Consider the following 11065-nt stretch of genomic DNA (forward strand, 5'->3'; position numbering starts at 1 on the left):
GCGTCTCGCCGGGGGCCTCAGTCTTGGAGCCCCGCACGCTGGCGGCGGCCGGCCCGGCGACTCTGACCGGCTCCGAACCGGCAGCACCCGATCGAGACGCAACTCCCGCCGGAGCCCCCCGACTTACTGGTGTGGTCAGTCGTGGGCGAGGCCGGATTCGATGCGGTCGGCCGGGTTGGGGAGGTGGGCTCGCCAGTCGACGGGGAGGGGGTGGGGTGGTGCGGCGCCGGTCAGGACGCGGATCGCGTTTGCGAGGGCGGGTCTGCGCGTGATCGCGGTGCGCAACCATCCCACGAGTGAGCGGAGTTGGCGGTTGGGACGCCGGTTGGGTGGTTGTGGTCGGTATTGTGCGTATGCCATTGCTGCCCTTCGGGGTTGCGGGTGTCGCAGGTGGGCGGGCGCTGCTTGGAATCGGTCACCCGCCCACCTGCGGGTCAGTCGGATCGGCGGGCTGCCTCTTCGATGTGCCGGACGTCGTAGCGGTCGACGGTCCACTTCGGGGTGCCGTCGAGGGGTTCGACGGTGACCATGCCGACGCCGGTGAGGGTGACCCGGCCGGCCGGGAACTCGTTGCGCTGCTCTTCGTGCGCGTGCTCGACGATGTCGCCTTCGCGCACCAGGGGCAGGCTGCTCATGCGAACTCCTCTTGTGAGATCGGTTGTTGGCTTGACGGGTGGGGTGTAGACCGCGTCCGTCGCCGCGTCGGGTGAGAGGACGCGGACGTCGTCGGCGCGGGCCGTGAACGATGTGCCGGCGAGCGTGCGGGCGAACACGGTTCGGGTGGTGGACGATTCGCAGACCCCGCACAGGCCGCTGAGACCGTCGCGGATCCATGTGCCCTGGGTAGGTCGGCGCCTTGGCGTCGCGGACCCGGGAGTCGATTCGGCTTGTGGCATGCCTCCACTCCTGTCTGCCGATCACCGGCAGCACTCGGCAGCAACCACGGATAGATGGTCACGGACGGTGAAACGTCCGTTACGATCGACACTGACATGCAACATGTGTTGTTGCAACAACAATCACCAGCCTGAGGCCCAGCGTGTCCATCGGACACTTGACCGCTTTGATCGCCCGGCGAGCGCTGATTGCCGAACTTGAGGGAGTGACCCCCGGATGAGACCCGCAGCGAACCAAAAGAAGCTCGGCGAGGAACTACGCCGCTTGCGAGTTGAGCGGGGTCTCACGGTGGATGCGGCCTCGACCAGGGTTGGGTGGGACAAGAGCAAGTTGTCGCGCTTGGAGACGAACAAGACTTTGATCGGCAAGCAGCACGTCGATGCACTTGCGGAGGCCCTTGGCCTGACCTCGGCCATGCGCTTGAGGTTGGATCGCCTCTTGGGCGTTGAGACGGGAGAGTCGGGAATCTGGTGGGGCAGGTATCAGGACGTCCTCACGCCGCAGTACGAAGAGTTGATCCTGTTGGAATCACAAGCCGCGAGCATCGAAGTGGCGGCGATGTTGATCCCGGGTCTTATGCAGGCGCCGGGATACGCGCAGGCAACTTTGCTTCAGAGCGCGTTCGTTCCGGATCCCGAAGACGCAGAAATGCTCTTGGACGTCCGTAGGCGGCGTCAGCAGGTTGTAACGGCGGGCGCGGTGAGTCTTCTGGCCACGTTGTCGGAGTCGGTACTACTGAACGCCTTCTGTGGTCGCGTAGCCTTGCAACGGCAGTTGCAGTACCTGCTTGACCTCGGCCAACTGCCCAACGTAACCCTACGTATCGTCCCCTACGATGCTCCCGGCGCCGCCTTCACCGGCACAGTGACCTTGTTGGATCCCCAGCCGGAAGCAGGCGCGACCGTGGCCTATGTCGAGTACGAAGGCGGATCGCAGCTTCTCAGTGACTCGCGCACCATCAAGCGATATCGCCGCAATCTCGCGTACTTCGGCCAGGCTGCGTGCTCGGAAGCGGAGTCCCGCCGCATGATCTCGGAAAGATTGGAAGACTCTTGAGCAGCATGGATAGCTACGCTTGGCGCAAGTCCGCCCGTAGCCAGAATCAGGAAGCCTGCGTTGAAGTTGCGCCGCTCGAAGCGATGACCGGCATCCGTGACACCAAGGATCGCGGCCGTGGCCACTTGGCCGTCAGCCCCGCTGCGTGGCGTGAGTTGCTTCGGGGGCTTCGGGGCTAGGTCGTGGATGACGGAACTAGCCCTGGATCGCCGGGGCTTGGGGGCGGCGGCCTCGAACCGGGTCGCCGGCTCGGGGTGTTCCTCGCGTACTCGCCCGTGAACGCGGATCGGGCCGTCGGCCTGGATGTCCTGTTGCGCGACGCGGGTGTGCGGACTGCCGTGGATGAGATCCGGGATCTCTCCGACGGGCTGCCCGCCGAGCCGGTGCTTCAGGAGTTGGGGGCCTGCGACCTCGTTCTGCTGGTCTGGTCTCGGGGTGCGGCCGAGGATCCGCACGAGCGGGTGCAGTGCGAATACGCGGCCTCGTTCGGCAAGTCGTGTTTGGTTTGGCCGCTCGACGCGACGGCCCCGCCGGACGGCGGCGGCGTGGAGCGGTTGCCGCTCGGTTGTGACGTCCGGGAAGTGGCTGCCGAGGTCGTGCGGCGGTTGGGGGTTCGATCCCGGGGCCGTTCCGGGGCCGGTGGGGTGGTCGAGCCCGGACCTTGGACGATCGAGAGTGATGCCCGCCTCGGGGAGTTCCTGGCGCTGGAACTCGGCCCCATGGGAAACGGCTCCCGTGACCCCGGTGCGCTGACCGGCACGCACCGGCGGGCGGGCCTGGCGGGCCGGGTCGTCGGGTCTTGGTGGTTCGACGATGCGGCGGGTCGGCTCGACCTGGATCTGGAGTCGGCCTTCGGGCTGCGGCCGGTGCGCGAGGTGCGGCGGCTGCAACTCCTCGGTGGCGACGGACCGTTCCTGACCGCCGAGGATCTGCACGGCATCGCGGACCCGCGGCGCTACCGGCTCACCCGGGGGCGGCGCCGCTGAGACCGCCCCCGATGGATCGCCTTCGGACGTTCGACGAGGCGCGGCTCGGCGCCGGACCGGGCCCGGTCAGCTTTCCCGCAGCGTCAGGTCCGCCGCGGTTCGGGTGAGGTGGGTGGTCAGGATCGCGGCTGCGGCCTCCGGGTCGCGGGCCAGGGCCGCCTCCTCCAGGCGGCGGTGTTCGTCGATGCCGTCGCGGTCGGGGTTGCGGTGGGCCGACCAGCGGCGGGCCAACTCGCTTGCGGTCCACATACGGTCGAACGTCTCCAGCAGGACCGGATTGCCGCAACCCTCCAGCAGCGTGCGGTGGAAGAGGCGATGCGCCTCGGCCCAGGCGCTGCTGTAGTACTCGCCCTCCTCGGTGTCGTACGGCTCCGTCCGGGCCAGCCGGTGGTGCGCCGCGCGTACGCGTGCCTCCCAGTCGACGTCGCCGCGCTCGACGGACATGCGCAGCACGACCGGCTCCACGACCCGGCGCGCCTCGGCGATCTCCTGCCAGCGCCGATCCGAGAAGGCCGGCACGGCGAACCCTCGATTGGGCAGCCGGTCCGCCAATCCCTCGCCGACCAACCGCACCAGCGCCTCGCGGACGACGGCCAGACTCACGCCCTGCGCCCGCGCGAGGTCCTGCGGCTTGAGCGCGTCGCCGGGCGCATGTACGCCGCGCATGATCGCGTCCCGCAGGTGGGCATGCACCTGCTCGGAAAGCATCTGCTTCGCCGGTGCGGGCGAGGCGGGGAACGTCTGGGTCACGCCGCTCAGTATAGACGATCCTCCAGATAATCGATTATCTGTGTTATCGTCGATCCATGACCATCGACAACCCCTTCACGCACCTCTCCGAGGCCGCCCCGTTCACCGTGACCAGCGCCTCCGTCGCCGACGGCGCTCCCTGGGCGCCCGCGCAGCTGTCCGGCATGTTCGGCGTGCCAGGCGGCAAGGACCTCTCCCCGCACCTCTCCTGGAGCGGAGCGCCGGAAGGCACCAAGAGCTTCGCCGTCACGATCCACGACCCCGATGCCCCCACCGGATCCGGTTTCTGGCACTGGGCGGTCGCCGGCATCCCCGCCCACGTCACCGAACTCCCCGAGGGCGCGGGCGACGACACCGGCACGGGCCTGCCCGAAGGCGCCTTCCAACTGCCCAACGACGCCCGCGCGGCCCGCTTCGTCGGCGCCGCCCCGCCGGCCGGGCACGGGCGGCACCGCTACCTCGTGGTCGTACACGCCCTCGACGTCGAGTCCATCGACGTCCCCGTCGACGGCACCCCCGCCCTGCTCGGCTTCACCATGTCCACCCACACCCTCGGCCGCGCGACGCTGACCGCCACGGCGCAAACTCTGGCCGAGGGCGAAGAGTTCGACCCGGACGAGGCCGTCGAACGCGTCGAGGTCTCCCGCCTCGTCCCCGCCTCCGCCGAAGCCGTCTTTGCGGTCCTGACCGACCCGCGGGGCCACGTGGACATCGACGCGTCGGGAATGCTCCTCGACGCCGAGGGCGCCCGGGTGGAACGCCCCGGCGACCGCTTCGTGGTCCACATGGACCGGGAGGCCCTCGGCGACTTCCCCCTGGGCAAGTACGACGTCGAGGTCGTGATCACCAAGCTCGTCCCGAACCAGGAGATCGCCTGGACCGTCGAGGGCCGCATCCGACCGCACGTCCGCCACGTCTACGGCTACCGGTTGGCGCCGACCGAGGGGGGCACCCTCGTGACGTCCTACTACGACTGGTCGGAACTCGCCGAGGAGTGGAAGCGGCGCCTGACCTTCCCGGTGGTCCCCGAGTCGGCGCTCAAGGCCACCCTCGGAATCCTCGAACGCACCGTCCGCCGCCGAGCCGCGGCCTGACCTCTCCGGCGCCTCGTGGCGTCCGACGAGTCGCCCGTCCACCGCCGACCCGACTCGTCGGACGCACCCGGGAGGCCCGTCTCAGCGGCGGCAGAGCGCCGCGGTCACGATGTCGTCGACCCGCTGCCTGGCGGCCTCGTCGCCGAGTTGCACGGTGACCGCCACGTTGGCCGCGCGGCCCGTGTCCGTGGCGCCGCCCCGGGTTTCGTAGCCCGGGAAGCTGCCGCCGTGGCCCCAGTACAGCTCACTGCCGCCGCCGCCACAGGACAGCGGCTTGCTGACCAGGCCCAGGCCGTAGCGGGCGCCGGGGCCGAAGGTCTTCTCGGCCGGGCGGGTGTCGGCGCGCATCTCGGCGAGTTGGGCCGGCTTGAGGAGGTCGCCCTTCAGGAGCTTGCCGTAGAAGCGGTTCAGGTCGGAGTCGGTGGAGATCATCTGGCCCGCCGACCACGCCCACGACGGGTCCATCTCGGTGATGTCGCTCAGCGGCGCGCCCGGCGACTCCCGGTCGTAGCCCCTGGGGTGCGGGCCCCGGATGGTGCTGTCGTGCGGGGCGGGGAAGTAGGTGTCGTGCAGGCCGATGCGCTTGATGATGCGTTGGTCGAGTTCTCGGGCGATGGGGTGCTTGGTCACCTTCTCGACGAGCATGCCCGCGAGTACGTAGTTCGTGTTGCTGTACTTCCAGCTCTCGCCGGGCGCGAAGTCGGCCGGGTGTCGCAGCGCGATGTCCACCAGCTCGCGCGGCTCGTAGTAGCGCAATTGCAGGTTGTACTCGGTGTAGTTGGGCAGTCCGCTGGTCTGCTGGAGCAGGTGTCGGACGGTGATGACGTTCCCGTCGATCCCGTCCCCGTGCACCACGCCCGGCAGGTAGGTCTCGATCGGCTCGTCGAGTCGGATTTTGCCCTCGCCGACCAGTTGCAGCACCACCACGGCGGTGAACGCCTTGGTGTTGCTGCCGACCCGGACCCGGCCGTCCCGGGGCACCTTCGCGCCGGTGGCGATGTCGCCCACGCCCGCGGTGTACGTACGGGTGTGCCCGTGCCGGTCCTCGACGCTCGCGAGCGCGCCCGGCGCACCCACCGAGCCGGCGGGCCCGACCAGCGCGTCCAGGCCCCGCTGTACGCCGTCCGGCCGGCCGCCGGCCGACGCTGCGGGCGGCGCCACCACCCCCGCCACGATCAGGCCGGCGGCCAGCGCCGCCACGGCCGAGACCGTGCCGCGCCGGCCGAGCCGGGGTCGTCGGGAAGGGTGGCGGGTGTGCCGTGCCGATGAACGCACGAGTCAACTCCTGTGGGGGATGCGGGTCGGTTGCCTGATCCAGGATCCGCGCCCACACCCACCCGGCACGAACCGGCCACCTCCCGACTCGGGGTAGTGCCACCACCCCCCGGACGCCTCTTGCCGTTATATATCGCCGCGCGATATATAACGGTCATGAAGCCACTGAGAGAGCAGAGCTACCTCATCCTGCTCGCACTGGCCCCCGAGCCGCTGTACGGCTACGGAATCATCACCGCGGTCCGCGAACTCTCCGACGAGAGAGTCAAGTTGGGCGCGGGAACCCTGTACGGCGCGCTGGACCGGCTCGCCGGCGACGGCCTGGTCGCACTCGACCGCGAAGAGGTCGTCGGCGGCCGGTTCCGCCGCTACTACACGTTGACCGGCGAGGGCCGCCAAGCCCTCACCGCCGAAACTGCACGACTGGCGGAACTCGCCCACCGAGCCGCACGCCGGCTCGGTACCCCACCCTTTGTCTTCAACCCGGCGGGATGATGAACGACACGTACGAGAGACACTGTCGCCTGCTGCTGCGCGCCTACCCACCCCGCTACCGGCTCGCCCGGGAGGCCGAACTCCTCGGCACCCTGCTGGATGCCGCCCCGCCCGGCGCGACCCGGCCGTCGACGGGCGAGGCGTGGGACATCGTGCGCGGCGGGCTGCTGACCCGGCTGCGGGACCGTCCTCCGCTGCATCACTGGCTCGCCTACCGCCTGTTCGCCAAGCGGGTGCCGGACCGATACCGCATGTGGGTCCGGGACGACGCGCTCGGCCGTTTCCACTTCCTCCGCAGAAACTTCTGTGGCCAGCTGGAGGGCATCGTCCTGTTCGTGCTCATGATGGCCGTGAGCGGTCTCGGCTCGACCGTTCTCACGGATCCCGAACTCCTGCTTCCACCCCGAACCTGGCAGTGGGTCCTGCTCGCCGTACTCGTACTGGGGACCTTCAACCCCATGTATTCCAGGCGTTATCGCACGCGCACGCTGCACAAGCACTGGTTCGCCGCGGACGGAACCGACCTGCTGCCGCCACCGCCCCTGCCCGGCGTCCCGAGCGGGTCCTGACTCCCGAGGGCGCACCGTAGGGCTCAGCCGAGAGCATCGGCCAGGTCGCGGAGGTGACCCGCCACGGGGCCGACGGTCAGCAGGCCGCTCGTGGCGCCGGCCTCCTCGGCCGCCGCCGGCGTGAGGGCGGTGACGGCGCGCGCCATCACCGCCCGATCGCCCACCCCGATCGCCGCCCGCGCGGCCAGGCACCACAGCGCCTCGAACAGCAGGCCCGGCGGCGGATCCGGTACGTCCCGCAGGCGCTCCGCGGCCTCGTCCCGGGCGCCTCGGGCCAGCAGCACCAGCGGCCCGGCCCACGGCTCGTGGGGACCCCAATCGGTGTCGTCGTCGCAGTGCGCCGGCCGGCCGTGCCGCAGCCGCAGGCACAACAACGCCAGCGGCAGCAGCCCGTGTTCGAGGCCCGGCATGCCGACCCCGGACAGCCGGCCGGCCGCGTCGCGGTAGGCGGCCTCGGCCTCGTCCGTCCGCTCCGCCGAGCCGGTCGCGGCCAGGCGCAGCGCGCGAAACCATTGCGTGAAGACCTTGGCCAGGGGCAGTTCGTGGCGGTCGGCCAACCGGTCCACCACCAGCGCGTGTTCCTCGGCCGCGGCGAAGTCCGCGAGCGCGGCACGGCCCTGCATCCGGATCAGCCGGCCGAGCACCGAATAGGTGATCAGGCCGTGCCGTTCGGCCAGTTCGGTCAGTTCCGCGCCGATCCGTTCGCGGCGCGGGGACAGGCCCGCCCGCTCGAACGACTGCATGTAGACGCCGTTCAGGGCGAACGCCGACAGCGCCGGGTCGTCCAGCCGCCGGGCGAGTTCCGCCGCCTCGCGGGCGGCCCGTGCGGCGCGCGGTGAGCGGGTACCCCGGGACTCCACCGCGATCGTGGCCGACAGCCGGGCTCGCGCGGCCTCGTGCTCGCCCGCCGGCAGCGCCGCGAGCGTACGCTCCGCCGCCGCGATCACGTGCGCCGCGTGTTCCGGGTCGTCGACGCGGGTCCAGATCGCCGGGACGTCGTACGCCCCGATCACCCGGGCGGTCAGCTCCGGATCGCCCAGTTCCTCGGCCGCCTCGATGGTCGCCGAGCGGTGCCGGCGGGCCGCCGCCAGGCCGCCTCCGCCGCCCACGGCGAGGTCGCGCGCCAGGCCCACCGACGATGCCAACCGGGCCCGGGATCCCGGGGCGAGCGTACGGTCGTACTCGGCCGCGACCTCCGCCCACACCCGCCCGGCCGGATCGATTGCGCCGAGCCGGTCGTCCTGGGCGAGGATGTCCGCCTCCAGCCGCCGCAACGCCGGCCCGGGGTCCACCCCGAGCCGCTCGACCAACAACCGTCGGGCCCGGCGCAACACCGCGAGCGCGTCGCCCTGGCGCCCGTCCCGATACAGCCCGAGCGCCAGCAGTCGCCAGCCCTCCTCGCGCCACGGATGCTCGGCCACGTACCCGTCCAACTCCGCCACCGCCCGCGCGGCCTGCCCCACCGCCAGCCGGGCCGCCCCCCGGCGCTCCACGGCGTGCCGCCGCAGCTCACCGAGCCGGGCCCGCTCGGCCCGGGCCCACCGCTCGCCGGCGAAATCGGCGTACGCGGGCCCGCGCCAGTACTCCAGCGCCGCCGTCAGCCTGGGCAGCGCCTCACCCGGGGGCAGCGCGTCGGCGGCGCCCAGCATGTGTTCGAAGCGCCCGCCGTCGACCGTGTCCGGATCCGCCCGCAACACATAGCCCGGCCCCGCCGTGACCAGCAGCCGGCCCGGAGCACGCGGCGGCCGATCCGGTTCGACGGCCCGGCGCAGCGCGGACACGAACGTGCGGACCGCACCGACCGCGTTCTCGGGCGGCTCCGCCCACAGATCCTCGACCAGCCGGGCCACCGGCACCACGCGCCCCCGGTCGACGAGCAGCCGCGCCAGCACCGCGCGGTGCCGGGGTCCCTTCAGGGCGACGAGGTCGCCGGCGGCGTCCCAGGCGACCACGGGGCCGAGCACCCCGAACGTGATGCCCGCCGCCATGACCAGCCCTTTCGTGCCTGCCGGAGTCCTGCTCCGGGCGCGCTCCGAGCCCTGTTCCAGGCCCGCTCCGGGCCACGCTAGCGCGCGCTCATCCGATGCTCATCCGCTGCGGCGAGGGTGGGAGGCACCCCCTCGACGAGGACTCGACGAAGAAGACACGAGGAAAAGAGGCCACCCATGGCACCCGACACCGCCCCCGACCGCCACCACCGGATCACCGTCGCCGACGGGGTCGCCCTGCACGCCGCCGTCTCCGGCTCGGGCCCCGCGATCGTGCTCCTGCACGGCTTCCCGCAGACCCACCTGATGTGGCGGCACGTCGCGGCGGATCTGGCCGCCGACCATACCGTGATCCGCCCCGACCTGCGCGGTTACGGCGCGAGCGACAAGCCCGTCGACACCGACGGTACGACCTACGCCAAACGCACGATGGCCGCCGACGTGGTCGCGCTCGCCGCGGCCCTGGGGCACGAGCGGTTCGCGCTGGCCGGGCACGATCGCGGCGCGCTGGTGGCCTTCCGCGCCGGCTTGGACCACCCGGACCGAATCACCCACCTCGCCGCCCTGGACGTACTGCCCACCCTCGACATGTGGGACGTCATGCACGGGGTGACCGCGGCCGTGGGCTTCCACCTGTACCTGATGGCCCAGCCGCCGGGTCTGCCGGAGCGGATGATCGCGGCCGACCCGGACGCCTTCTTCGGCCACTTCCTGGACACCTGGACCCTCGACCGGGGGGCGATCCCCGCCGACGTCCGCGCCGCGTACCTGAAGGCATGCCGCGAGGCGGTGCCGTCCATCGTCGCCGACTGCCGGGCCTCGGCCGGGATCGACGTCGAGCACGACCTGGCGGACCTGGCGGCCGGCAACCGGCTGACGATGCCGGTCGCCGTGCTCCAGCAGGACTGGGGCGCGGCCCTCGGCTTCGACGCCGCCGCACTGTGGTCGGCCTGGGCGCCCGACCTGGCCCACACCACCGTCTCCACCGGCCACTTCATGGCGGAGGAGGCCCCCACCGAGGTCGCCGCCGCGCTGCGGGCCCTCCTGCGGCGCTGAGAGCACGCGGGGCGGTCGGCGAGACCGGCGGGGCGGCCCGGCCCGCGCGGGAGCCCGCGACGGATCACCCTGCGCGCTCACGGCTCCACGCTCACGGCTCCACGCTCACGGCTCCAGCAGCGTCACCTCCTCCGCGTGCCGGTGCTGTTGCGCCTCGTCCCAGTCGCCGGTGCAGTAGACCGAGAGCCGGGCGATCGTGTCGCCTTCGACGTCGGCGCGGATCAACTCCCGGCAGTACCAGTGCTGTTCGTCCTGCTCCCAGCGCTCCTCGACCTCGATCACGAACCCCGTCGGGGTCGGGTCGACCCGGTGGCGCGCGACGGTGCCCGGGGCCGGGTGTCCGCCCTTGCGCAGCGCGATCAGGTCCTCGATGCCTCGGGCCTGGAGCCGCCACTGCGGCAGGGTCAGGTCGCAGAAGGAGTCCGGACCGAACAGGCCCTCCGGCGGGGTGCCGGTCTCCAGGAAGGTGATCAGGTTGGCCACGAGTACGTCGTTCATGACCGCGCCTCCGACTTTTCGGCCTGCGCCGTCTTCGTCGCGGCCAGGTTGCGGCCGACGACCGCCATCGTCCGGGCCAGTGCCTCGGTGGGGCTGAACTCCACCAGTTCGGTGCCGGCGAAGATCAGCGGCAGGTGGCCGGGAGCGCCGTAGTAGGCGTCGCCGGCCCGGTAGACCTCGTCGTGGTCCGGGTAGCGGAAGACCACCTTTCCGGTGAGCACCACACCCCAGTGCGGGCTCTGGCAGCGGTCGTCGGGCAGTCCGGCGAACAACGCCGCCGGGTCGACGTCGGCCTTGTGGGTCTCGAACCCGACGGTGTAGCCGTCCAGTTCGGCATAGCGGCCTTCGATCACCGGCTCGTCCAGGGTGAACGCGGCCTGTGCTTTCGAGATGCCGGGCAC

At 71.5% G+C, this 11065-nt stretch carries 13 protein-coding genes and 2 pseudogenes; 8 read left to right on the forward strand and 7 right to left on the reverse strand.

Annotated features, from left to right (window positions below; all coding sequences use genetic code 11):
- Positions 1–135 precede the first annotated feature (135 nt).
- Complete coding sequence (locus tag ACFXKZ_RS13890; RefSeq protein WP_379999867.1) at positions 136–360, reverse strand: hypothetical protein; 225 nt, start codon at positions 358–360, stop codon at positions 136–138.
- Between the two features lie 74 nt (positions 361–434).
- Positions 435–635, reverse strand: coding sequence for a hypothetical protein (locus tag ACFXKZ_RS13895; RefSeq protein WP_379999869.1), 201 nt, complete (start codon positions 633–635; stop codon positions 435–437).
- Positions 636–1113: 478 nt separating this feature from the next.
- On the opposite strand from ACFXKZ_RS13895, the gene ACFXKZ_RS13900 reads away from it, so the two are divergent.
- The 3 genes from ACFXKZ_RS13900 to ACFXKZ_RS13910 all read left to right on the forward strand — a co-directional run bounded on the left by ACFXKZ_RS13900 (position 1114) and on the right by ACFXKZ_RS13910 (position 2939).
- Entirely contained in the window at positions 1114–1953 is an 840-nt protein-coding gene (locus ACFXKZ_RS13900; RefSeq protein WP_379999871.1) for a helix-turn-helix domain-containing protein, read from the forward strand.
- 5 nt (positions 1954–1958) lie between these two features.
- On the forward strand, positions 1959–2132 hold the full coding sequence (locus ACFXKZ_RS13905; protein WP_380000038.1) for a DUF397 domain-containing protein: 174 nt from the start codon (positions 1959–1961) through the stop codon (positions 2130–2132).
- Positions 2133–2228: 96 nt separating this feature from the next.
- On the forward strand, positions 2229–2939 hold the full coding sequence (locus ACFXKZ_RS13910) for a hypothetical protein (RefSeq protein WP_379999873.1): 711 nt from the start codon (positions 2229–2231) through the stop codon (positions 2937–2939).
- Positions 2940–3005: 66 nt separating this feature from the next.
- Here ACFXKZ_RS13910 and ACFXKZ_RS13915 read toward each other — a convergent pair whose 3' ends face one another.
- Positions 3006–3647 carry a GntR family transcriptional regulator gene (locus ACFXKZ_RS13915; protein ID WP_380000040.1) on the reverse strand — a complete coding sequence of 214 codons (642 nt, stop codon included), beginning with the start codon at positions 3645–3647 and terminating at the stop codon, positions 3006–3008.
- 98 nt (positions 3648–3745) lie between these two features.
- Between ACFXKZ_RS13915 and ACFXKZ_RS13920 the strand changes: the two are divergent.
- Both ACFXKZ_RS13920 and ACFXKZ_RS13925 read left to right on the forward strand, forming a co-directional pair.
- Positions 3746–4282: pseudogene (locus ACFXKZ_RS13920) on the forward strand (YbhB/YbcL family Raf kinase inhibitor-like protein); the annotation flags it as partial.
- Between the two features lie 48 nt (positions 4283–4330).
- A pseudogene (locus ACFXKZ_RS13925) lies at positions 4331–4783 on the forward strand (SRPBCC family protein); the annotation flags it as partial.
- 81 nt (positions 4784–4864) lie between these two features.
- Here the strand turns inward: ACFXKZ_RS13925 and ACFXKZ_RS13930 are convergent.
- Positions 4865–6058, reverse strand: a complete 1194-nt coding sequence (locus tag ACFXKZ_RS13930) for a serine hydrolase domain-containing protein (protein WP_379999876.1) — start codon at positions 6056–6058, stop codon at positions 4865–4867.
- Positions 6059–6214: 156 nt separating this feature from the next.
- On the opposite strand from ACFXKZ_RS13930, the gene ACFXKZ_RS13935 reads away from it, so the two are divergent.
- Both ACFXKZ_RS13935 and ACFXKZ_RS13940 read left to right on the forward strand, forming a co-directional pair.
- Positions 6215–6553, forward strand: coding sequence for a PadR family transcriptional regulator (locus tag ACFXKZ_RS13935; protein ID WP_379999878.1), 339 nt, complete (start codon positions 6215–6217; stop codon positions 6551–6553).
- On the forward strand, positions 6550–7122 hold the full coding sequence (locus ACFXKZ_RS13940) for a hypothetical protein (RefSeq protein WP_379999880.1): 573 nt from the start codon (positions 6550–6552) through the stop codon (positions 7120–7122). Before ACFXKZ_RS13935 ends, ACFXKZ_RS13940 begins: the two co-directional genes overlap by 4 nt.
- Before the next feature lie 23 nt (positions 7123–7145).
- Here the strand turns inward: ACFXKZ_RS13940 and ACFXKZ_RS13945 are convergent, their stop codons facing one another.
- Complete coding sequence (locus tag ACFXKZ_RS13945; RefSeq protein WP_379999882.1) at positions 7146–9110, reverse strand: BTAD domain-containing putative transcriptional regulator; 1965 nt, start codon at positions 9108–9110, stop codon at positions 7146–7148.
- Between the two features lie 177 nt (positions 9111–9287).
- Between ACFXKZ_RS13945 and ACFXKZ_RS13950 the strand changes: the two genes are divergently transcribed.
- Entirely contained in the window at positions 9288–10166 is an 879-nt protein-coding gene (locus tag ACFXKZ_RS13950) for an alpha/beta fold hydrolase (RefSeq protein ID WP_379999884.1), read from the forward strand.
- Between the two features lie 105 nt (positions 10167–10271).
- Here the strand turns inward: ACFXKZ_RS13950 and ACFXKZ_RS13955 are convergent, their stop codons facing one another.
- On the reverse strand, positions 10272–10664 hold the full coding sequence (locus ACFXKZ_RS13955) for a hypothetical protein (RefSeq protein WP_379999886.1): 393 nt from the start codon (positions 10662–10664) through the stop codon (positions 10272–10274).
- Entirely contained in the window at positions 10661–11065 is a 405-nt protein-coding gene (locus ACFXKZ_RS13960) for a hypothetical protein (protein ID WP_379999888.1), read from the reverse strand. Before ACFXKZ_RS13960 ends, ACFXKZ_RS13955 begins: the two co-directional genes overlap by 4 nt.

Source organism: Embleya sp. NPDC059237, from assembly GCF_042754105.1.
GTDB lineage: Bacteria > Actinomycetota > Actinomycetes > Streptomycetales > Streptomycetaceae > Embleya.